Here is a 20,268-nt window from a genome sequence, read left to right on the forward strand (position 1 = left end):
CTGCCCCCCCTCACTGCAAGCGGTTGCGCAAGGCGGCAACCACGTTGAAGGTCTGATTGGCGACCCGGTTGCTCGGATCGTTGAGGGTCAGGCTCAGGCGCACACTGCGGATGCGTGCCGGGTCGCCGGGGTTGCTGCTGTAGGTCGACGCCGCCACATCGGTGGCAGAACTGGCCAGGCCGAACATCACGCTGAACGCGGCGACGTTGTTCACCAATACCTGCTGGGCCGGCGTACCGCTGCCGGTGCCCATGAGGATCTGGTTATTGCTGTAGCTGTAGATCAACCGGCGGATCGGAAACGCGATCTGCCCGCTCGCCGCCGCGCGCAGCCCGGTATAGGCGGTGGCGCTGTTGCGGCAGTCGGACAGCACCGTCCAGGTCGGCGTGCCGCCGCCGCTGCCGATGTCGGCGGTGACCAGGGTCAGCTTGAGGCTGGCGTTGTCCCAACTGATCGGCGTGATCTGCGCCGCGTTGAAATCCCCTGCGGTGCTGGAATCGGTGATGGTGCCGAGGCAGCCGAACATGCCGACCATGCGGATTTCCTGGATCATCTTGCTCAGCACGAAACGCGCATCTTCCTGCATCGCGGCCGCGCTGTTCTGGCTGACGTAGGTATTTTTCGCGGCGATGAATGTCTGCACTACGCCGAGCACCACGATCAGCCCCAGCGCCAGGGCGATCATCAATTCGATCAGGCCGAAACCGCGGTTGTGGCGCTTCATGGCGTGGCCACCGGATCAACAGCGACGCGGCTGGACAGCACGAAGCTGCGCGGGGCGCTGCTGGCGTTGGCCGCCCGGGCATCGCTCCAGGTGATGGTAATGGTGTAGACGCGCTGGTTGAGGGTAATGCTGCCAGTGGCAGTCGGACCCGCGAAATTGACGATGTTGGTGGCGAAGTCGTAGAGATCCTGATCGCGGGCGACGCTGAGATTGCCCGCCGTCGGCGGAGTGACGGTGTAGTCGGCGCCGGAGTTGGCGCGGATCCGGTCCAGCATGTCGTAGGCGATGAAGCTGGCCTGGCTGGTCATCCGTGAACTGTCGGTGTACTTCAGCGCGTTCAATTGCACGGCCGCCGCCCCGAGCAGCCCGACCGTCAGAATCAGCAACGCGACCAGCACTTCGATCAGCGTCATGCCCTGCTGCGCCTGTTTGCTCCCTGCCCTCATCCGCAACTTCCACCCAATTGAATTCGTCCGTTGAGACACACGTTCAGCGTCCTGCTTTGCGTTCCCAGCGTGTAACTGATGACCACCGCCGTGGGCGGTGCTGCCAGACCGCCGAGGTTATTGAAATCCAGGGCAGTCACTCCTGAGGGTAGCGTCAGAGTCGCGCCGCTGCTCATCGCTGGAACAACCCGCAATACATTGGCCGGTGTGCCAGTACTGTCGTAGACCGACAGCTCACTGGTCCAGACACTACCGCCGGCGGATGGCCGCAAGCGGGTGGTGATGCCTCGGTCGATGGCCTCGAGCCTGGCGTAATTGAGCGCCCGCTGCAGGTCGCCGACTTCGGTGTCGGCTCGGCTGCCCTGCACCGATCGAGTGAAGGACGGCACCGCCAGGGTGATCAGGATCACGAATACCGCGAGCGCGACCAGCAACTCGATCAACGTGAAACCTTTTGTACGATGATCCATCGATGCCCTCCGTTGCCGTCGGCTATACCTGCCTCTACAAACTAGAACATTCGACCGGGTTACGTCGGTTGATTTGCCCTGCCCGGCGCACGGATCGCGCCGGACACCATGCTCCAGGGAGGGAGTGCCCATGCCGCAACGGGGTTTCAGTCTGGTCGAACTGCTTATGGGACTGGCGATTGGCGTAATTGTTCTGTCGCTGGTCAATCCGGCACTTGCCAGGCTCAGCGAGTCCAACCATCGGCAGCAGGCGGCCGATGCGCTGCTCAGCGGCGTGCGCCATGCGCGCTCGCTGGCCATCGCGCAAAACCACAGCGTGGTGCTTCACGCTATCGACGGCGACTGGAGCCGCGGCTGGCGGATCATTCTCGATGTCAGCGGCAAGGGCGCCGATGACCCCGGCAATCCGCTGCTGCGCGAGCACGCGACTGATGCGCAGATACCGGTGGTGGGGAATTGGGCGGTGAGACGCTATGTGCGTTTCAGCAGTCTCGGGCAACCGCTGCTGCCCGGGCGGGCGTTTCAGGCAGGCACATTGCATCTTTGCTCGCGCCGCGAGCCGCTCAGCCAGCTCCAGGTGGTGCTGGCGGCGACCGGACGGGTGCGCCTGACCCGCGAGGTCGCTGAGCAGGCGCTGTGTCGAGGCGGGAAGCGCGTCAGATCGAACGCACGCGCAGCTCTTTAGGCATGGAGAACGTGATGTTCTCCTCGCGACCGGCCAGTTCGTCGGCACCGGTGGCGCCCCAGGCCTGCAACTGCTGGATCACGCCACGCACCAGCACTTCCGGGGCAGAGGCACCGGCGGTGATGCCGATGCGTTCGACCCCATCGAACCAGCTCTTCTGCAGGTCTTCGGCGCCGTCGATCAGGTACGCCGGCGTCGCCATGCGCTCGGCCAGCTCGCGCAGACGGTTGGAGTTGGAGCTGTTCGGGCTGCCGACCACCAGGACCACGTCGCACTCGTCGGCCAGTTGCTTGACGGCGTCCTGACGGTTTTGCGTGGCGTAGCAGATGTCGTCCTTGCGCGGCCCACCGATGGCCGGGAAACGTGTACGCAAGGCATCGATGACGCGACTGGTGTCGTCCATCGACAAGGTGGTCTGGGTGACGAAGGCGAGTTTTTCCGGGTTGCGCACCTGCAACTCGGCCACATCCTTCTCGTCTTCGACGAGGTAGATCGTGCCGCCATTGCTGGCATCGTACTGGCCCATGGTGCCTTCGACTTCCGGGTGACCAGCGTGGCCGATGAGGATGCATTCGCGACCGTCGCGGCTGTATTTCGCCACTTCGATGTGCACCTTGGTCACCAGCGGGCAGGTGGCATCGAATACTTTCAGACCACGACCGGCGGCTTCGTTGCGCACGGCCTGGGAAACGCCGTGGGCACTGAAGATCACGATGACGTCATCCGGCACCTGATCCAGTTCCTCGACGAAGATTGCCCCGCGGTTGCGCAGGTCCTCGACCACGAACTTGTTGTGCACCACTTCGTGACGCACATAGATCGGCGGCCCGAAGACCTCCAGGGCGCGGTTGACGATTTCGATCGCCCGGTCCACGCCGGCGCAGAAGCCACGGGGGTTGGCGAGTTTGATTTGCATGCTGTGCCTCGTGTCTTGCGCGCAAGAAATAACGAAAACGGTGGAAATCATTGTGGGAGCGAGCCTGCTCGCGAAGGCGGTGTGTCAGACAACATCGATGTTGAATGTCAGTCAGCATTCGCGCGCAGGCTCGCTCCCACATTTTGACCCTTGTGCGGTCAGTTATAGCGCCTTGACGCTGATGATCTCGACGTCAAAGCTCAGGGTCTTGCCGGCCAGCGGGTGATTGAAGTCGACGGTCACCTGCGCGTCGTCGAACTCTTTCACCACGCCCGGCAGCTCAGTATTGGCCGCATCGTTGAAGATCACCAGCAAACCGGGCGACAGCTCCATGTCGGCAAACTGCGCGCGCGGGATGACCTGTACGTTTTGCGGGTTCGGCTGGCCGAAAGCGTTTTCCGGCTCGACGGTCAGCGTACGCTTGTCGCCGGCCTTGAAGCCGAACAGTGCCGCTTCGAAACCCGGCAGCAGGTTGCCATCGCCGACCTTGAAGGTCGCCGGGGCCTTGTCGAAGGTGCTGTCGACCGTGTCGCCGTTCTCCAGGCGCAATGCAAAGTGCAAGGTGACTTCCGTGTTCTGGCCGATGCGTTGCTCAGCCAATACCTGTTCAGTCATGAACGGCTTCTCCGGTTTTCTTCGATTTGAACATGTCCAGTGCCAGCATCACCGCACCTACGGTGATGGCGCTGTCGGCGAAGTTGAACGCCGGGAAGTACCAGCGGTTCTGCCAGTGCACCAGAATGAAGTCGATCACATGGCCCAGGGCAATGCGGTCATACAGATTGCCCAGCGCGCCACCCAGCACCAGCGCCAACGCGACGGCCAGCCAGGTGTCGTTGCGCCCCAGGCGCTTGAGCCAGACCACCAGCACCGCACTGACCACAATGGCGATCAGGGCGAACAGCCAGCGCTGCCAGCCCGAGCTGTCAGCCAGGAAGCTGAACGCCGCGCCGGTGTTATAAGCCAGGGTCCAGCTGAAGTAATCGGGAATGATCACGATCTGCTGGAACATTTCGAGCCTGTTTTCGAAGTAGAACTTGCTGGCCTGGTCGATGACCAGAACCAGCAAGCTCAACCAGAGCCAGCCCAACCGTCCGAAACGGCCAACGGCATTAGGCATAGTGACGAACCTCGCCGGCACCGCTGATGTTGTCGACGCAACGACCGCAGATTTCCGGATGCTCCGGGTTCACGCCGACGTCTTCGCGGCAGTGCCAGCAACGAGCGCATTTCGGGAACGCCGATTTGACGATCTTCAGTTTCAGGCCGCTGACTTCGGTGGCTACCGCGTCCGCAGGGGCCTGAACGAAAGGTGCCACGCTGGCGGTCGAGGTGATCAGGACAAAGCGCAGCTCGTTGCTCAGCTTGGCCAGGTCGGCGCTCAGCGCGTCTTCGGCGAACAGCGTCACTTCGGCCTGCAGGTTGCCACCGACGGCCTTGGCCGCGCGCTGGATTTCCATTTCTTTGTTGACCGCCACCTTCACTTCCATGATGCGATCCCAGTAGGCGCGACCCAGCTCGAAGCCTTCCGGCAACTCGGTTAGCCCTTCGTACCAGGTGTTGAGCATCACGGATTCGTTGCGCTCGCCCGGCAGGTACTGCCACAGCTCGTCGGCGGTGAACGCCAGGATCGGCGCGATCCAGCGCACCAACGCTTCGCTGATGTGGAACAGCGCGGTCTGGCACGAGCGACGGGCCTTGCTGTCGGCGCCGGTGGTGTACTGGCGATCCTTGATGATGTCGAGGTAGAAGCCACCCAGCTCCTGCACGCAGAAGTTGTGGATCTTCGAGTAAACGTTCCAGAAACGGTATTCGCCGTAGTGCTCCTGCAGCTCGCGTTGCAGCAGCAGAGTACGGTCCACGGCCCAGCGATCCAGTGCGAGCATGTCTTCAGCCGGCAGCAGGTCGGTGGCCGGGTTGAAACCGGTCAGGTTGGAAAGCAGGAAACGCGCGGTGTTACGGATGCGCCGGTAGGCGTCCGCGCTGCGTTGCAGGATCTGCTCGGACACGGCCATTTCGCCGGAGTAGTCGGTCGAGGCCACCCACAGACGCATAATGTCGGCGCCCAGGGTGTCGTTGACTTTCTGCGGCGCAATCACGTTGCCCAGCGACTTGGACATCTTGCGCCCGGACTCGTCGACGGTGAAACCGTGGGTCAGCAGCTCGCGATACGGCGCGTGGTTGTCGATCGCGCAACCGGTCAGCAGCGACGAGTGGAACCAGCCGCGGTGCTGGTCGGAACCTTCCAGGTACAGGTCGGCGCGCGGGCCGCTCTCGTGGCCCATCGGGTGCGAACCGCGCAGGACGTGCCAGTGCGTGGTGCCCGAGTCGAACCAGACGTCGAGGGTGTCGCTGATCTTGTCGTACAGCGGCGCTTCGTCGCCCAGCAGCTCGGCGGCGTCGAGTTTGAACCAGGCTTCGATGCCTTCGACTTCGACGCGCTTGGCGACTTCCTCCATCAGTTCGACGGTGCGTGGGTGCAGTTCACCGCTTTCCTTGTTCAGGAAGAACGGGATCGGCACGCCCCAGTTGCGTTGACGCGAGATGCACCAGTCCGGACGGTTGGCGATCATCGAGTGCAGGCGCGCCTGGCCCCAGGCCGGGACGAACTTGGTGTCTTCGATGGCCTTGAGCGAGCGGACACGCAGGGTGTCGCCGCTGACCGGCTCTTTGTCCATGCCGATGAACCACTGCGCGGTGGCGCGGTAGATCAGCGGGGTCTTGTGGCGCCAGCAGTGCATGTAGCTGTGTTCGATGACGGTGGTGTGCATCAGCGCACCGACTTCGCTCAGCTTGTCGACGATGGCCGGGTTGGCCTTCCAGATGAACTGGCCGCCGAAGAACTCCAGCGATGGCACGTACACGCCATTGCTCTGCACCGGGTTGAGGATGTCGTCGTTGACCATGCCGTATTTCTTGCAGGTCACGAAGTCGTCCACGCCGTAGGCCGGGGCGGAGTGAACCACACCGGTGCCGGCGCCCAGTTCCACGTAGTCGGCCAGGTACACCGGCGACAGGCGGTCGTAGAACGGATGACGGAAATTGATCAGTTCCAGCGCCGAACCTGGCGCGGTGGCCAGCACGCTGCCTTCAACGCCGTAACGCGACAGGCAGGACTCCACCAGCTCTTCAGCGAGAACCAGCAGCTTGTCGCCGATATCGACCAGGGCGTAGTTGAATTCCGGATGAACGTTCAGCGCCTGGTTGGCCGGGATGGTCCACGGGGTGGTGGTCCAGATCACGATCGAGGCAGGCTTGCCCAGCGATGGCAGACCGAACGCGGCGGCCAGTTTGGCTTCGTCGGCGATCGGGAAAGCCACGTCGATGGTCGAGGACTTCTTGTTCTCGTATTCGACTTCCGCTTCGGCCAGGGCCGAACCGCAGTCGAAGCACCAGTTCACCGGCTTCAGGCCCTTGAACACGAAACCGCCCTTGACGATTTCGGCGAGGGCACGGATTTCACCGGCCTCGTTCTTGAAGTCCATGGTCTTGTACGGATTGGCGAAGTCGCCCAGCACGCCGAGGCGGATGAATTCGGACTTCTGCCCTTCGATCTGCTCGGTGGCGTAGGCACGGCACAGCTCGCGAGTCTTGTCCGCGCCCAGGTTCTTGCCGTGGGTCACTTCGACCTTGTGCTCGATCGGCAGGCCGTGGCAGTCCCAACCCGGAACATACGGCGCGTCGAAACCCGACAGGGTCTTCGAGCGGATGATCATGTCCTTGAGGATCTTGTTCAGTGCGTGACCGATGTGGATCGTGCCGTTGGCGTACGGAGGGCCGTCGTGCAGGACGAACTTCGGACGATCCTTGCCAATCTCGCGCAACTTTCCGTACAGGCCAATACTGTCCCAGCGCTGCAGGATCTGCGGTTCGCGCTGTGGCAGGCCGGCCTTCATTGGGAAGGCGGTGTCCGGAAGGTTTAGCGTGGCTTTATAGTCGGTCATTTAAGGCTCTTCATTAGCGATGGGCGCTAGGTGCGGCTAGTGCACGGGCGGCGGCGACATCCGCGTTGATCGCCGTTTTCAGCGCCTCCAGGGAGGCGAAACGCTGCTCTTCACGCAGCTTCTGGTGGAAAACCACCGTCAAACGCCGGTCATACAGATCGCCGGCAAAATCTAAAAGATGGACCTCAAGGTGGGCCTTGCCATCACCTTGCACCGTGGGCCGCACGCCGATATTGGCGACGCCGGGCCAGGTCTTGCCGTCGATCTCGACGTCGACCAGGTACACCCCGGTGAACGGCACACGACGACGCTTGAGTTGAATGTTGGCAGTGGGCGTACCCAGCTGCCGGGCCAGTTTCTGCCCATGCAGCACGCGACCGGCAATCCGGTACGGGCGGCCCAGCAGGCGCTCGGCCAGGGCAAAATCGGCGGCGGCCAGGGCGTTGCGCACTTGCGTGCTGCTGACGCGAATGCCGTCCAGCTCGACGGTTTGCGCGGCTTCCACGGTAAAACCGTGAACCTGGCCAGCCTGCAGCAGGAAATCGAAATCGCCGAGACGGTCGCAACCGAAACGGAAATCGTCACCGACCTCCAGGTGCTGCACGCCAAGGCCATCGACCAGGATAGTATCGACGAACTCACTGGCGCTGAGCTTGCTCAGACGCTGGTTGAAAGCCAGGCACAACACCCGGTCGACGCCTTCAGCGGCCAGCAGCTGCAGCTTGTCGCGCAAGCGGGCCAGTCGCGCCGGCGCGGTGTCCGGAGCAAAGAACTCCCGCGGCTGCGGCTCGAAAATCACCACGCAGCTGGGTACGCCCAACTCGAGCGCACGCTCACGCAGTCGGGCCAGGATGGCCTGGTGACCACGGTGAACACCGTCAAAGTTGCCAATAGTGGCGACGCAGCCCCGATGCTGGGGGCGCAAGTTGTGGAGGCCTCGAACCAGCTGCATAACGCGCTTCTTGCTCATAAAGTGGCCGATTATAACCACACCCGACGGCCGACGACAGGCAACACCGTAACGCAAAGTGATCGAGCCGACAAAACTGCCGGCCCGCGCCCGATTATCGGTGCCAAAACCTCAGCTCAAGGCCTTGCGATTGAAGTCGCGCAGACGGAAGCCCATCAGCAGCAACATGCCGAAGTACGCCACCACGCCCGCCACCACCAGCACGCCCAGGCGCAGGAAGCGCTCGAGCATGTGGCCCTGGTCCCAGGCCGGCATGAAATGCATGCCGATCAGCAACACCAGCGACATCACCGCCACGGCAATCAACAGCTTCATGGCGAACTTCAGCCAGCCCGGCTGCGGCTGGTACATCTGCTGCTTGCGCAGCTGATAGAACAGCAGCCCGGCGTTGAGGCAGGCACCGGCACTGATCGCCAGCGCCAGACCGGCATGCGCCAGCGGGCCGATCAGTACCAGGTTGAACAACTGTGTGACGACCAGGGTAAAGATTGCGATTTTCACCGGGGTGCGAATGTTCTGTTGCGCATAAAAGCCTGGCGCCAGCACTTTGATCACGATAATCCCCAGCAGGCCGACAGAATAGGCAATCAACGCCCGCTGGGTCATGGCCGCATCAAAACCACTGAACTGGCCGTACTGGAACAGCGAAACCGTCAGCGGCTCGGCCAGAATCCCCAGCGCCAGCGCACACGGCAGCACCAGCACGAAGCACAGGCGCAGGCCCCAGTCGAGAATCCGCGAATATTCATGGCGATCCTTGCTGGCGTAGGTCTTGGCCAGTGTCGGCAGCAGAATCGTGCCCAGCGCCACGCCCAGCACGCCCGAGGGCAACTCCATCAAACGGTCGGCGTAATACATCCACGACACCGAACCCGCCACCAGGAACGAAGCGAAGATGGTGTTGATGATCAGGGAAATCTGGCTCACCGAGACGCCGATGATCGCTGGCAGCATCTGCTTCATCACTCGCCAGACCCCGGTGTCGCGCAGATTCAGGCGTGGCAGCACCAGCATGCCGATCTTTTTCAGGTGCGGCAGCTGATAGAGCAACTGCGCCAGGCCACCGGCCAGCACCGCCCAGCCCAGGGCCATGATCGGCGGATCGAAGTACGGCGTGAGGAACAGCGAGAACACGATCATGCTGACGTTGAGCAGCGTCGGCACGAACGCCGGCACCGAGAAACGGTTCCAGGTATTGAGAATCGCCCCGGCCAGCGACGACAGAGAGATCAGCAATATATAAGGAAAGGTCACGCGCAACAGGTCGGAGGTCAGCTGGAATTTTTCCGGCGTGTCGGCGAATCCCGGGGCCGTGGCCCAGATCACCCACGGCGCGGCGAGCATGCCCAGCGCCGTGACCAGCGCCAGCACCAGGGTCAGCAGCCCGGACACGTAGGCGATGAAGGTCCTGGTCGCCTCTTCCCCTTGCTGGCTTTTGTACTCGGCCAGAATCGGCACGAACGCCTGCGAGAACGCACCCTCGGCGAAGATCCGGCGCAACAGGTTGGGCAGTTTGAAGGCAATGAAGAAGGCGTCGGTCGCCATTCCGGCGCCGAATGTGCGGGCGATGAGCGTGTCACGGACGAACCCGAGAATCCGGGAAAGCATGGTGATAGAGCTGACAGCGGCCAACGATTTGAGCAGATTCATTGAGGGAATGTGTGCCTGTCGATAAACAGCAGGCGAACAATGCGCCCACTTGTGCGATACTCCGCGCCGCAACAGCACAGAGCCAAAGCTCGCGAGTTTACAGGTCAAGCGCCGGAAATAAATATCCCGCCTCTTCATACCTACCACTTAGCGGAACGTTTCAAGCGCCCTTGACAAGACTTCTCTTCATCGGCATGATTCGCGGCCTATTTTGTTTGCTATTTCCTAAAAAGTCTTTCGAGGAGCTCGACGGTGGCCAACTCACCTTCCGCCAAAAAACGTGCAAAACAGGCTGAGAAGCGTCGCAGCCACAACGCCAGCCTGCGTTCCATGGTTCGTACCTACATAAAGAATGTAGTTAAGGCCATCGACGCAAAAGACGCTGAAAAAGCTCAAGCTGCATACGTTCTGGCTGTGCCAGTTATCGACCGCATGGCCGATAAAGGCATCATCCACAAGAACAAGGCTGCTCGTCATAAGAGCCGTCTGAATGGTCACGTCAAGGCACTGAAAGCTGCTGCCTAAGCGACGTAATCATTAAAAAACCGACCCAAGGGTCGGTTTTTTATTGCCTGCGATCTGGCGAATCAGGCGCAAAAAAAGGGGAGCCCAGCGGCTCCCCTTTTTTACATCTTGAAGTTACTGCTGAACCGGCACCCACGGCAGGATCGGAATCGCCGTCACCGCATTCTGCGGACTGCCTTCGATCAGGCGGTCGCTGTAGACCAGGTACACCAGGGTGTTGCGCTTCTTGTCGAGGAAACGCACCACCTGCATGGTCTTGAATACCAGTGACGTACGCTCCTTGAACACCTCGTCACCGTCTTTCAGCTCGCCCTTGAACTTGATCGGCCCGACCTGGCGACAGGCAATGGAAGCCTCGGCGCGATCCTCGGCCAGGCCCAGACCACCCTTCACCCCGCCCGTCTTGGCGCGCGACAGGTAACAGGTCACGCCCTCGACCTTCGGATCATCAAACGCCTCGACCACGATCCGGTCGTTCGGCCCGACAAACTTGAACACCGTCGACACCTGGCCAATTTCCTCAGCCGAGACCAGCAATGGCAGCGCCATCAGCAAGCCCAACAATCCTTTTGCCATACGCATCGCGCTTTCCTCAGACCAGAATCAGATTGTCACGGTGAACCAGTTCCGGCTCAGCCATGTAACCGAGCAGACCGACAATCGCCTCCGACGATTGACCGATGATTTTTTGTGCTTCCAGGGCACTGTAGTTAGCCAGGCCACGGGCGATCTCACGGCCGTCCGGCGCCACGCAGACCACCATTTCGCCGCGCCGGAAGCTGCCCTGCACCAGCTTCACACCGACCGGCAGCAAGCTCTTGTTACCCTGGGACAGCGCCGACACGGCACCCTCGTCCAGCACCAGCGTGCCACGCGTCTGCAGATGCCCGGCCAGCCACTGCTTGCGCGCCGCCAGCATGCCGCGCTCAGGTGACAGCAAGGTGCCGATGCGCTCGCCCGCCTTGAGACGATCGAGCACACGCTCCAGACGCCCACCGACGATGATAGTGTGCGCCCCGGAGCGCGCTGCCAGACGCGCCGCCCGCAACTTGGTCTGCATGCCGCCACGCCCCAGCGCGCCACCGGTACCGCCAGCAACGGCGTCCAGCGTCGGATCGTCGGCGCGCGCTTCGTAGATCAGCTGCGCATCCGGGTTGTTGCGCGGATCGGCGTCGAACATGCCATCACGGTCGGTGAGAATCACCAGCAGATCCGCCTCGACCAGGTTGGCCACCAGCGCCGCCAGGGTGTCGTTGTCGCCGAAACGGATTTCGTCGGTGACCACGGTGTCGTTTTCGTTGATCACCGGGATGACCTTCAGCTCGACCAGCGCGCGCAAGGTACTGCGAGCGTTAAGGTAGCGCTTGCGGTCGGACAGGTCGTCGTGGGTCAGGAGAATCTGCGCGGTGTGCCGGCCATGCTCGGCAAAGCTCGATTCCCAAGCCTGCACCAGGCCCATCTGACCGATTGCCGCGGCAGCCTGGAGCTCGTGCATCGCACTGGGTCGTGCGGTCCAGCCCAGACGGCTCATGCCGGCCGCCACCGCCCCGGAGGACACCAGCACCAGCTCGACACCTGCTTCATGCAGGGCCACCATCTGCTCGACCCAGACACCCATTGCCGCGCGATCCAGCCCTTTGCCATCAGCTGTCAGCAAAGCGCTGCCGATCTTCACGACCCAACGCTGCGCACCTGTCACCTTGCTCCGCATCATCTTCAACCTTAGCTTGAGGGCGGCGCGACCCAGCGCCACCCGTGACGTTATTCGTGACTACCGATTTCCAGATACTAAAACGCCGCTCGATTGAGCGGCGCCTTTGTAGCCGGCGTGCGAAGGATCATAACACCGCACCCGAGCGCGATCTTCAGCACAGCAAAAGATCGCAGCCTGCAACAGCTCCTACGACGGATCAGTCACGCACGTAAATGATTTCCGGACCGTCTTCATCATCCACATCTTCTTCGTCCCAGTCATCGTCACCGATGTCGTGGACCGACTTCACGCCACTGCGACGCAGGGCACGCTTGTCGTCCAGCGCCTGTAGCTGCGCGCGGGCCTCGTCTTCGATGCGCTGATCGAGATCGGCCAGCTCTTCCTTGTACGCAGGGTCGTTGGCCAGGCGATCGGCACGATCCTCCAGGTAACGCATGATGTCGCGGGTCAGGCGCTCGGTACCTTCTTTGGCGATGGCCGAGATCACGTAGACCGGACCTTCCCACTGCAGACGATCAACGATTTCCTTGACGCGCTCCTCGTGCTCTTCTTCGAGGATCTGGTCGCATTTGTTCAGCACCAGCCAGCGATCACGCTCGGCCAGCGACGGGCTGAACTTGATCAGCTCGTTGACGATCACTTCCGCCGCGTCCGGTGCACTGCTGTCATCCAGCGGCGCCATGTCGACGAGGTGCAGCAGCAGACGCGTACGCGCCAGGTGCTTGAGGAAGCGAATACCCAGGCCGGCACCGTCGGAAGCACCTTCGATCAGCCCCGGAATGTCTGCGATGACGAAGCTTTTCCAGCGGTCGACGCTGACCACACCGAGGTTCGGCACCAGCGTGGTGAACGGATAGTCGGCGACCTTCGGCTTGGCGGCCGATACCGAACGGATAAAGGTACTTTTACCGGCATTCGGCAGACCCAGCAGGCCGACATCGGCCAGTACTTTCATTTCCAGCTTGAGGTCACGCTGCTCGCCCGGCTTGCCCGGCGTGGTCTGGCGTGGCGCACGGTTGGTACTGGATTTGAAACGGGTGTTGCCCAGACCGTGCCAGCCGCCCTGGACCACCATCAGCTTCTGACCGGCCTTGGTCAGGTCGCCGATGACTTCCTGGGTAGCGGAGTCGATCACGGTGGTGCCGACCGGCACGCGCAGGATCAGGTCTTCACCCTTCTTGCCGGTGCAGTCGGTGCTGCCGCCGTTGGAGCCACGCTCGGCATCGAAGTGCCGGGTGTAACGGTAGTCCACCAGGGTATTGAGGTTTTCGTCGGCCATCATGTAGATGGAACCGCCGTCACCGCCATCACCACCGTTCGGACCGCCGTTTTCAATGAATTTTTCCCGACGGAAACTCATGCAGCCATTGCCGCCGTCGCCAGCCTTTACGCGGATCGATACTTCATCAACAAACTTCATAACCAACGCCTCTCGCCGTACGGACGAGCCGAAAAACAATCAAGACATAAGACTCTTGCAAAAATGAGCGCAGCGACCCCAATCCACGACCTACATCGTACGCCGACAGCCCATACAAACAGTTTTGCAAGAGACTCACCCCACAAACGAAAAAGCCCCGTCGCAAGACAGGGCTCTTCCAGCGATCTCGCGATTAGGCCGCGACAACGCTCACGTAACGACGACCGAAGGCGCCTTTTACTTCAAACTTGATCACGCCTTCGATTTTCGCGAAGAGAGTGTGATCTTTACCCATGCCAACGCCGTAGCCAGCGTGGAATTGGGTGCCGCGCTGACGCACGATGATGTTGCCGGCCTTGATGACCTGGCCGCCGTACATCTTCACGCCAAGGCGTTTGGCTTCTGAGTCGCGACCGTTACGGGTACTACCACCAGCTTTTTTGTGTGCCATGAGTTCAATTCTCCTAGTGAGGAATTAGGCTGAAATTAAGCCTGAATACCGGTGATTTTGATCTCGGTGAACCACTGGCGGTGGCCCATACGCTTCATGTGGTGCTTACGGCGACGGAACTTGATGATGCGGACTTTATCGTGACGACCTTGGGAGATCACTTCAGCCTTGACGGTTGCGCCAGCAACAACAGGTGCGCCGATGTTCACGTCGTCGCCGTTGGCGACCAACAGAACGCGGTCAAAAGTCACGGATTCGCCAGTAGCGACTTCCAGTTTTTCGATCTTCAGGTATTCACCTTCAGCGACCTTGTATTGCTTACCGCCGGTAACGATTACTGCGTACATGGTATTTCTCCGATAATCCTGCTCACCCAGCTCTTTATAAGAAGAGGTATTGGCTGGCATGGCTGCATGGGGCTGGAACGGCCCAAGTGCAATTGCGTAAGGCAGGTGCTGCCCAGGAAGTTCAGGGTGCGCGATTGTACGCAAGCCGCCGCAGGCATGCAAGTGGCCGTCCATCGCGCCTTGACACCTGCGGACGTGGGTCCTAGCATGCCGCGCAACCCTTCTGGAGCACCTGTCGCTGATGCAACCCCAAGCTTTCTACCGCGCGGTGGCGGACGATTTTAGCGCCGTCGACGGCATCATCAAGAAGCAGCTGACTTCCCGAGTGCCGCTGGTATCGAAAATCGGCGATTACATCACGTCGGCCGGCGGCAAGCGCCTGCGCCCGCTGCTGGTGCTGCTGTGCGGCAAGGCCCTGGGTCGCGAAGGCGACGACATGCGCCTGCTGGCCGCCACCATCGAGTTCCTGCACACCGCCACCCTGCTGCATGACGACGTGGTCGACATGTCCGGCATGCGCCGTGGCCGCTCGACCGCCAACGCCATGTGGGGCAACGCCCCGAGCGTGCTGGTCGGCGATTTCCTGTACTCGCGCTCGTTCGAAATGATGGTCGAACTGGGCTCGATGCCGGTGATGAAGATCCTCTCCCAGGCCACGCGCATCATCGCCGAAGGCGAAGTGCTGCAGCTGTCCAAGGTCCGCGACGCCAGCACCACCGAAGAAACCTACATGGAAGTCATCCGCGGCAAGACCGCGATGCTCTTCGAAGCCTCGACCCACAGTGCCGCCGCACTGGCCGGCGCCACCGCCGAGCAGAGCGAAGCCCTGCGCACCTTCGGCGATCACCTGGGCGTGGCATTCCAGCTGGTCGACGATCTGCTCGACTACAAGGGCGACGCCGAAACCCTGGGCAAGAACGTCGGTGACGATCTGGCCGAAGGCAAGCCGACCCTGCCGCTGATCTACACCATGCGCGAAGGCACTGCGGAGCAAGCTGCGCTGGTGCGCCAGGCGATCCAGAAAGGCGGCATCGAAGACCTCGAAAGCATCCGCATCGCCGTGGAAGCTTCCGGCTCGCTGGCATACACCGCGCAACTGGCCCGTGATTACGTGGCTCGCGCGATCAAGTGCCTCGACGCACTGCCGGCCAGCGAATACCGCGACGCCCTGGTTGAACTGAGCGAATTCGCGGTCGCCCGCACGCACTGATTCTTCCTCTGTGGGAGCGAGCCTGCTCGCGAAAGCCAGCTGTCGGTCGACATCAATGTTGACGGGCCTGACGCTTTCGCGGGCGGGCTCGCTCCCACAGTCGTTTCTGCGCTATGCCCTTGCGCAGCTAAAACCCTATACAATGTGCGACTTTTAGCGATCCACCTCCCAAGGAGCCTTAGTGAGCACGTTGCCACCCTGCCCGAAATGCAATTCCGAATACACCTACGAAGACGGTGCCCAACTGATCTGCCCGGAGTGCGCCCACGAATGGTCCGCCAGCGGCGAAGCCGAAGTGGCCGCCGATGCTGCCGTGAAGAAAGATTCGGTCGGCAACGTCCTGCAGGACGGCGACACCATCACTGTGATCAAGGACCTCAAGGTCAAGGGCACCTCGCTGGTGGTCAAGGTCGGCACCAAGGTCAAGAACATCCGCCTGTGCGATGGCGACCACGACATCGACTGCAAGATCGACGGCATCGGCCCGATGAAGCTCAAGTCCGAGTTCGTCAGAAAAGTCTGAGCCTGTTGTCAGCCATCCCGCACCCAGCGTGCGGGATGGTGCTTCGCCCTCCCCCCGCTGCGTCGGCAAAGCCAGGCAATGGCCAAACGCTTGCCGTGTTGACCTTACGCAATCTTTACCCACGAAAAAGCGCAAACCGCCAATAGGCACTTGCTATTTGATGAATAAGAATTATTCTCATTGAAACCCTTCAATGGAGATGAGAACCATGACTTATTTGATCGACGCCTGGCTGGATCGCCCGCATCCGTACCTGCGCATCCTGCATCGGGAAACCGGGGAAGTCTGTGCCGTTCTGGAAGAGGAAGCCCTGCACGAGCTGCAGGATCAAGGGGATCTGGATGTCAGCGGCCTGAGTTCCAGCGAACCGCTGGTGCTCAAGGAGCTGGTGCGCAATCTGTTCCTGTTCTGCTATGCCCGGGCCTTGCGCCCGACCAGTGAGCTGCATCACAAGATCGAAATATGAGTAGCAATACAAAACCTGTGGGAGCGAGCTCGCTCGCGAAGGCAGCAACGCGATTGCAGACTTGAACCGGATCGCCTGCATTCGCGAGCAAGCTCGCTCCTACAACGGCCTTACAGAACGTCGAGCAGCTCGACGTCGAACACCAGAACGCTGTGCGGCGGGATGCTGCCAACGCCTTGAGCGCCGTAAGCCAGTTCGCTCGGCACGTACAGACGCCATTTGCTGCCGGCATTCATCAGTTGCAGGGCTTCGGTCCAGCCAGCGATCACGCCGCCGACCGGGAATTCTGCCGGCTGGCCACGCTCGTAGGAGCTGTCGAACACAGTGCCGTCGATCAGGGTGCCGTGGTAGTGGGTGCGCACGTTGTCTTCACGGGTCGGCTTGGCGCCTTCGCCCTGGGTCAGCACTTCGAACTGCAGGCCGGAAGCCAGGGTGGTGATGCCATCACGCTTGGCGTTTTCAGCCAGGAAAGCCAGGCCTTCGCCAGCCGCGGCTTCAGCCTTGGCAGCCGCTTCGGCTTGCATGATTTCGCGGATCACTTTGAAGCTGGCGGACATTTCTTCCTGCCCTACACGGCTTGGCTTGCCGCCGAACGCGTCGGTCAGGCCGGCCAGGATGGCGTCCAGGCTGACACCCGGTGGCGGGTTGTCGCGCAGCTGGTCACCCAGCTGACGGCCGATACCGTAGCTGACGCGGGTTTCGTCGGTGGACAGATTTACTTCGGACATGACACTGCTCCGCTGTGCGGACGGCCACAGGACTTGCCGTGCGTGCACAGCGCGTCCCGGCGCGCCCGGAACCAAAAGGGCGAGCAGACTAGCACAGATGCCCGCGTCGATGGGGCGTCGCGCCTACAGGGCCGAGCGCCAGGCCAGTGGCAGTTTCAGGCTTTCTTCGTCACTCGCGCCGAGGCCGCACATTTCATCGTGAACCGAGGTGTGGATCAGGTTGAACGGCAGCTTCGGAAAGTCGTGCAGAACGTCCCGGGCGTGTTCCACCGAGCGCACCTGGAACATCCCGCCCTTGGCGTCGCTGAGTGGAAACGCCGCGCCGTGCATGCGCGCTTCGAGCAGATAGATCCCGCCTTCAAGGGAGATCAGGTTCAGCTCATCGACCTTGCCGGCGATGGCATACGCATTCAACTCTTGCAGGTTCATGAACACACCTCGTGCAGTGGCGAGCCGGGACCCTACAGGGATATGCCTCGGCGCACGAAAGCACAAGCCACAAACGACACCGCCCGTCTGTTTCGCAACAGACGGGCGGTTTTTTCTTCAGGCCGATCGCTCGGCGGTCCAGCGCGGGCAAGCGCCCTCGGCCCACTGACTCAGTGCTTGGTGACCTTGTCCAGGTAACCCATGGCAAACGCAGAGACCACGAAGGTCATGTGGATGATCACGTACCACATCAGGTGCTCGGGATCGACGTTCTTGGCGTCCATGAAGATCCGCAGCAGGTGGATCGAGGAAATCGCCACGATCGACGCCGCCACCTTCATTTTCAGCGACGAGGAGTCCATGGTGCCCAGCCAGCTGAGCTTCTCCTTGCCCTCGTCGATGTCCAGTTGCGAAACAAAGTTTTCGTAACCGGAAATCATCACCATCACCAGCAGGCCGCCCACCAGCGCCATGTCGATCAGCGACAGCAGGACCAGAATCAGATCCGACTCGGCCATCGCGAACACGTTGGGCAGGATATGGACGATTTCCTGGAAAAACTTCAGCGCCAGCGCCAGCAGCCCGAGAGACAGCCCGATATAGATCGGCGCCAGCAGCCAGCGCGTCGCGTACATTGCATTTTCGATAAAGCGTTCCATTGAATCTCACACAAGGGCTGGAAATGGCCGCGAGTATATCAGCCCGTCATGACCGCCAGAAACCGCCCGGAAATCCGCCACCTGCGTGTGTGTGACAAAGTTTTTCTGCTAGTGTCCAAACCATTGACAGCCCAGCGACAGTGGACAGGACGACTGGAAAATGGATGTGCGATTGCCGTTGACGACGACCGGAATATGCCTCGCCCTGCTGCTCGGCGGCTGCTCGCCCGGCGATGAAAAGCACCCACCGAGCCTGGAAGAAAAGACCGCCCGTTTCGAACAGTCGCTGGACGCCATCAGCGACCCCAAACTCAGGGATGCGGTGACCGAACTCGGCGGCTCGCTGCTGTTGCTCGAACGCGCGCAACAACGGCTCGATAGCCAACCGCCGCGCACCGAGTACAGCGAAGACGCCCTCGGCATTCTCAAGCACTATCCGTCGCCGCAGGCGCTGGTCGACACCTTCATCAACGGCCTGTTCGTCCTGCACAAGGACTCCAGCTCCGACTACCTCACCGATCTGCAGCCGGTGTTCCCGTTCAACCTGAACATTCCCGGCGGCTTCCTGTTTCCCCATGCCGTGGAGTGGCGATCGGTGACGCTGAGCAACCAGCGGGTGATCGCCTTCCAGCCGGAGTGGTCGGAAACCGACCCGGGCATTCAATTGAGCCCGTCCAGTTCCAACGTGACCAATCCCGATGATCTGACCGTGACCTACCCGTTCATCGAGGGCCTGGACATCGACAAGAAGACCCGCCCGCAACCGGTGAGCCTGCAAGGCCAGGTCGAAGTCATCGCGCCGAAGCGCCTGCACCGTTTCGACCTGGGCCAACAGGATGTCGGCCAGACCCGCACCGACGGCAACCTCAGCGTGACCCTGCTGAAACTGGACAAGCACTACGCCGAAGTCGAGTTCAGCAACAGCCTGCCGCTCGCTGAAGAAGTCGCCAATAACCCGCTCAATCCGTTGATCGTCCAGGCGCGCGACAGCACCGGGCAATACCTGCAGCGCGCCGGCTCGATCAACGAGAGCCCGGAGCAGGTAACGTTCTATCAAAAACAACTGGCGCAGCTGCAAACGCAAAAGGCCTGGAGCGAAGCCCTGGAAACACAGCTGGAAACCGACCAGCGCACTTTCGAGCAGCAGCACCCGCGCCGCTACAACAAGGTGTACTTCAACGGCCCGGTCGAAACCGTGGAAGTCAGCGTGCTGGATTTCTCCGCAACGACCGTGACCCGCAAGGCGCTCGATCTGCCGTTGCGCCAGTTCGATCCGCACACCACGGCCAAAACCCTGCAACCGCTGGACACGGGAGTGACGGTGTATGACGACCAGGCCGCGAACTGGCTCAAGGGCGCGTCCCTGACCGAGGAGCAACTGAAGAACAGCATAAGGATTCACCAGTCGGTGGAGGAACCGAGTGCCGCCCGCATCGAGTTCGATCACCGCAAGACGTTCAACGATGAGTTGCTCGGCGACGATTTCAGTCCGGGCGAGATTCCGGTGACCTTTTTTACCGAGAAACGCGACGGCAAACGCGACGAACCGATCGAGCTGCCGCCGGAGGCCTATCAGGTTGATCCGCTGCAATCGACCATCACCTACGACCTCAACCTGTTCCCGGAAACCCCGGCGATTGCCATCGGCTCGATGCCCTTGTTCCTGGCCACGGTGGCCAAGCAGACGTACGCGGCTGGCGCCCTGCCCAAGGGCCTGGAGATCCGCAACAACGCGCTGGTGGTGGATATGAAGCGGTTCCCGGCCAATGAATGGCGGTTTTACGTCAAGGACGCCAGCGGCAACTACCTCAAGCAGATGCTCTCGGTCAGCCACGACGCCAGTACGGAAGGCCCGGCGATCTTCGGCGTGCACTATTTCTACGGCCGGCCGACTCAGGTGGAAAGCTACCAGCGGACCGACCTCGCCACCGTGCAGTATGGTTTCGAAGTCAAGCTCGACAAGGCGTCACAGCCAGGCGTGGCGCCCTGAG

Annotated in this window: 23 protein-coding genes; 6 read left to right on the forward strand and 17 right to left on the reverse strand. The window is 61.4% G+C overall.

Features of this window, described 5'->3' with window-relative positions:
• Positions 1–10: 10 nt before the first annotated feature.
• Genes QRN70_RS12525 through QRN70_RS12535 form a run of 3 tightly spaced genes read right to left on the reverse strand, consistent with a single transcriptional unit; the run spans position 11 to position 1,640 of the window.
• Positions 11–724: a PilW family protein gene (locus tag QRN70_RS12525; protein WP_285418217.1), complete on the reverse strand. Its 714-nt coding sequence runs from the start codon at positions 722–724 to the stop codon at positions 11–13.
• Complete coding sequence (gene pilV, locus QRN70_RS12530) at positions 721–1,170, reverse strand: type IV pilus modification protein PilV (RefSeq protein WP_285418218.1); 450 nt, start codon at positions 1,168–1,170, stop codon at positions 721–723. The genes QRN70_RS12525 and pilV overlap by 4 nt, the downstream gene beginning before the upstream one ends.
• Complete coding sequence (locus QRN70_RS12535) at positions 1,167–1,640, reverse strand: GspH/FimT family pseudopilin (protein WP_285418220.1); 474 nt, start codon at positions 1,638–1,640, stop codon at positions 1,167–1,169. Before QRN70_RS12535 ends, pilV begins: the two co-directional genes overlap by 4 nt.
• Positions 1,641–1,770: 130 nt before the next feature.
• On the opposite strand from QRN70_RS12535, the gene QRN70_RS12540 reads away from it, so the two are divergent.
• Complete coding sequence (locus QRN70_RS12540; protein WP_285418221.1) at positions 1,771–2,325, forward strand: GspH/FimT family pseudopilin; 555 nt, start codon at positions 1,771–1,773, stop codon at positions 2,323–2,325.
• Here the strand turns inward: QRN70_RS12540 and ispH are convergent.
• The 6 genes from ispH to murJ all read right to left on the reverse strand — a co-directional run bounded on the left by ispH (position 2,297) and on the right by murJ (position 9,805).
• Complete coding sequence (gene ispH / locus QRN70_RS12545) at positions 2,297–3,241, reverse strand: 4-hydroxy-3-methylbut-2-enyl diphosphate reductase (RefSeq protein ID WP_285418223.1); 945 nt, start codon at positions 3,239–3,241, stop codon at positions 2,297–2,299. The two genes, QRN70_RS12540 and ispH, sit on opposite strands and share 29 nt — an antisense overlap.
• Before the next feature lie 162 nt (positions 3,242–3,403).
• On the reverse strand, positions 3,404–3,841 hold the full coding sequence (fkpB, locus tag QRN70_RS12550; protein ID WP_285418560.1) for an FKBP-type peptidyl-prolyl cis-trans isomerase: 438 nt from the start codon (positions 3,839–3,841) through the stop codon (positions 3,404–3,406).
• A 7-nt stretch (positions 3,842–3,848) separates the two neighbouring features.
• Complete coding sequence (gene lspA / locus QRN70_RS12555; protein WP_285418224.1) at positions 3,849–4,361, reverse strand: signal peptidase II; 513 nt, start codon at positions 4,359–4,361, stop codon at positions 3,849–3,851.
• Positions 4,354–7,185, reverse strand: coding sequence for an isoleucine--tRNA ligase (ileS, locus tag QRN70_RS12560; protein WP_285418225.1), 2,832 nt, complete (start codon positions 7,183–7,185; stop codon positions 4,354–4,356). The genes lspA and ileS overlap by 8 nt, the downstream gene beginning before the upstream one ends.
• A 13-nt stretch (positions 7,186–7,198) precedes the next feature.
• The gene (gene ribF, locus QRN70_RS12565) at positions 7,199–8,137 is read right to left on the reverse strand and encodes a bifunctional riboflavin kinase/FAD synthetase (protein WP_285418227.1); all 939 of its coding nucleotides are present in this window, start codon (positions 8,135–8,137) and stop codon (positions 7,199–7,201) included.
• A gap of 129 nt (positions 8,138–8,266) precedes the next feature.
• On the reverse strand, positions 8,267–9,805 hold the full coding sequence (gene murJ, locus QRN70_RS12570) for a murein biosynthesis integral membrane protein MurJ (RefSeq protein ID WP_285418228.1): 1,539 nt from the start codon (positions 9,803–9,805) through the stop codon (positions 8,267–8,269).
• A gap of 252 nt (positions 9,806–10,057) precedes the next feature.
• Between murJ and rpsT the strand changes: the two genes are divergently transcribed.
• Entirely contained in the window at positions 10,058–10,330 is a 273-nt protein-coding gene (gene rpsT, locus QRN70_RS12575; RefSeq protein WP_011336008.1) for a 30S ribosomal protein S20, read from the forward strand.
• A 114-nt stretch (positions 10,331–10,444) separates the two neighbouring features.
• Here rpsT and QRN70_RS12580 read toward each other — a convergent pair whose 3' ends face one another.
• The 5 genes from QRN70_RS12580 to rplU all read right to left on the reverse strand — a co-directional run bounded on the left by QRN70_RS12580 (position 10,445) and on the right by rplU (position 14,262).
• Positions 10,445–10,912 carry a CreA family protein gene (locus tag QRN70_RS12580; RefSeq protein WP_285418229.1) on the reverse strand — a complete coding sequence of 156 codons (468 nt, stop codon included), beginning with the start codon at positions 10,910–10,912 and terminating at the stop codon, positions 10,445–10,447.
• Positions 10,913–10,922: 10 nt separating this feature from the next.
• Entirely contained in the window at positions 10,923–12,041 is a 1,119-nt protein-coding gene (proB, locus tag QRN70_RS12585) for a glutamate 5-kinase (protein ID WP_285418561.1), read from the reverse strand.
• A gap of 199 nt (positions 12,042–12,240) precedes the next feature.
• Positions 12,241–13,464: an Obg family GTPase CgtA gene (gene cgtA, locus QRN70_RS12590; RefSeq protein ID WP_285418230.1), complete on the reverse strand. Its 1,224-nt coding sequence runs from the start codon at positions 13,462–13,464 to the stop codon at positions 12,241–12,243.
• 193 nt (positions 13,465–13,657) lie between these two features.
• Positions 13,658–13,915: a 50S ribosomal protein L27 gene (rpmA, locus tag QRN70_RS12595; RefSeq protein ID WP_003228360.1), complete on the reverse strand. Its 258-nt coding sequence runs from the start codon at positions 13,913–13,915 to the stop codon at positions 13,658–13,660.
• A 35-nt stretch (positions 13,916–13,950) separates the two neighbouring features.
• Positions 13,951–14,262, reverse strand: a complete 312-nt coding sequence (gene rplU / locus QRN70_RS12600) for a 50S ribosomal protein L21 (protein ID WP_003228361.1) — start codon at positions 14,260–14,262, stop codon at positions 13,951–13,953.
• Positions 14,263–14,503: 241 nt separating this feature from the next.
• Here rplU and QRN70_RS12605 point away from each other — a divergent pair, with 241 nt between their 5' ends.
• From QRN70_RS12605 to QRN70_RS12615, 3 genes are all read left to right on the forward strand, one after another.
• Entirely contained in the window at positions 14,504–15,472 is a 969-nt protein-coding gene (locus tag QRN70_RS12605) for a polyprenyl synthetase family protein (RefSeq protein WP_285418231.1), read from the forward strand.
• A 181-nt stretch (positions 15,473–15,653) separates the two neighbouring features.
• Entirely contained in the window at positions 15,654–15,995 is a 342-nt protein-coding gene (locus tag QRN70_RS12610; protein WP_285418233.1) for a zinc ribbon domain-containing protein YjdM, read from the forward strand.
• A gap of 208 nt (positions 15,996–16,203) precedes the next feature.
• The gene (locus tag QRN70_RS12615; protein ID WP_285418234.1) at positions 16,204–16,461 is read left to right on the forward strand and encodes a PA4570 family protein; all 258 of its coding nucleotides are present in this window, start codon (positions 16,204–16,206) and stop codon (positions 16,459–16,461) included.
• A gap of 110 nt (positions 16,462–16,571) precedes the next feature.
• Here the strand turns inward: QRN70_RS12615 and bamJ are convergent, their stop codons facing one another.
• The 3 genes from bamJ to QRN70_RS12630 all read right to left on the reverse strand — a co-directional run bounded on the left by bamJ (position 16,572) and on the right by QRN70_RS12630 (position 18,277).
• A complete protein-coding gene (gene bamJ, locus QRN70_RS12620) occupies positions 16,572–17,189 on the reverse strand; it encodes a BamJ family beta-barrel-assembly machinery protein (RefSeq protein ID WP_285418236.1) in 618 nt (205 codons plus the stop codon).
• A gap of 123 nt (positions 17,190–17,312) precedes the next feature.
• A complete protein-coding gene (locus QRN70_RS12625; RefSeq protein WP_285418238.1) occupies positions 17,313–17,618 on the reverse strand; it encodes a DUF6482 family protein in 306 nt (101 codons plus the stop codon).
• A 170-nt stretch (positions 17,619–17,788) separates the two neighbouring features.
• Complete coding sequence (locus QRN70_RS12630; RefSeq protein ID WP_122698530.1) at positions 17,789–18,277, reverse strand: TIGR00645 family protein; 489 nt, start codon at positions 18,275–18,277, stop codon at positions 17,789–17,791.
• Positions 18,278–18,437: 160 nt separating this feature from the next.
• Between QRN70_RS12630 and QRN70_RS12635 the strand changes: the two genes are divergently transcribed.
• Entirely contained in the window at positions 18,438–20,267 is a 1,830-nt protein-coding gene (locus QRN70_RS12635) for a hypothetical protein (protein WP_285418239.1), read from the forward strand.
• Position 20,268: the final 1 nt, after the last annotated feature.

Origin of the sequence: Pseudomonas sp. efr-133-TYG-5 (genome assembly GCF_030209175.1) — a bacterium.
Taxonomy (GTDB): Bacteria; Pseudomonadota; Gammaproteobacteria; order Pseudomonadales; family Pseudomonadaceae; genus Aquipseudomonas.

Bases quoted from the DNA above. Each gene is read 5' to 3' on its own strand.
- QRN70_RS12525 (WP_285418217.1), bottom strand. From the start codon at position 724: ATGAAGCGCCACAACCGCGGTTTCGGCCTGATCGAATTGATGATCGCC.
- pilV (WP_285418218.1), bottom strand. From the start codon at position 1,170: ATGAGGGCAGGGAGCAAACAGGCGCAGCAGGGCATGACGCTGATCGAA.
- QRN70_RS12535 (WP_285418220.1), bottom strand. From the start codon at position 1,640: ATGGATCATCGTACAAAAGGTTTCACGTTGATCGAGTTGCTGGTCGCG.
- QRN70_RS12540 (WP_285418221.1), top strand. From the start codon at position 1,771: ATGCCGCAACGGGGTTTCAGTCTGGTCGAACTGCTTATGGGACTGGCG.
- ispH (WP_285418223.1), bottom strand. From the start codon at position 3,241: ATGCAAATCAAACTCGCCAACCCCCGTGGCTTCTGCGCCGGCGTGGAC.
- lspA (WP_285418224.1), bottom strand. From the start codon at position 4,361: ATGCCTAATGCCGTTGGCCGTTTCGGACGGTTGGGCTGGCTCTGGTTG.
- ileS (WP_285418225.1), bottom strand. From the start codon at position 7,185: ATGACCGACTATAAAGCCACGCTAAACCTTCCGGACACCGCCTTCCCA.
- ribF (WP_285418227.1), bottom strand. From the start codon at position 8,137: ATGCAGCTGGTTCGAGGCCTCCACAACTTGCGCCCCCAGCATCGGGGC.
- murJ (WP_285418228.1), bottom strand. From the start codon at position 9,805: ATGAATCTGCTCAAATCGTTGGCCGCTGTCAGCTCTATCACCATGCTT.
- QRN70_RS12580 (WP_285418229.1), bottom strand. From the start codon at position 10,912: ATGCGTATGGCAAAAGGATTGTTGGGCTTGCTGATGGCGCTGCCATTG.
- proB (WP_285418561.1), bottom strand. From the start codon at position 12,041: ATGCGGAGCAAGGTGACAGGTGCGCAGCGTTGGGTCGTGAAGATCGGC.
- cgtA (WP_285418230.1), bottom strand. From the start codon at position 13,464: ATGAAGTTTGTTGATGAAGTATCGATCCGCGTAAAGGCTGGCGACGGC.
- rpmA (WP_003228360.1), bottom strand. From the start codon at position 13,915: ATGGCACACAAAAAAGCTGGTGGTAGTACCCGTAACGGTCGCGACTCA.
- rplU (WP_003228361.1), bottom strand. From the start codon at position 14,262: ATGTACGCAGTAATCGTTACCGGCGGTAAGCAATACAAGGTCGCTGAA.
- QRN70_RS12605 (WP_285418231.1), top strand. From the start codon at position 14,504: ATGCAACCCCAAGCTTTCTACCGCGCGGTGGCGGACGATTTTAGCGCC.
- QRN70_RS12615 (WP_285418234.1), top strand. From the start codon at position 16,204: ATGACTTATTTGATCGACGCCTGGCTGGATCGCCCGCATCCGTACCTG.
- bamJ (WP_285418236.1), bottom strand. From the start codon at position 17,189: ATGTCCGAAGTAAATCTGTCCACCGACGAAACCCGCGTCAGCTACGGT.
- QRN70_RS12625 (WP_285418238.1), bottom strand. From the start codon at position 17,618: ATGAACCTGCAAGAGTTGAATGCGTATGCCATCGCCGGCAAGGTCGAT.
- QRN70_RS12630 (WP_122698530.1), bottom strand. From the start codon at position 18,277: ATGGAACGCTTTATCGAAAATGCAATGTACGCGACGCGCTGGCTGCTG.
- QRN70_RS12635 (WP_285418239.1), top strand. From the start codon at position 18,438: ATGGATGTGCGATTGCCGTTGACGACGACCGGAATATGCCTCGCCCTG.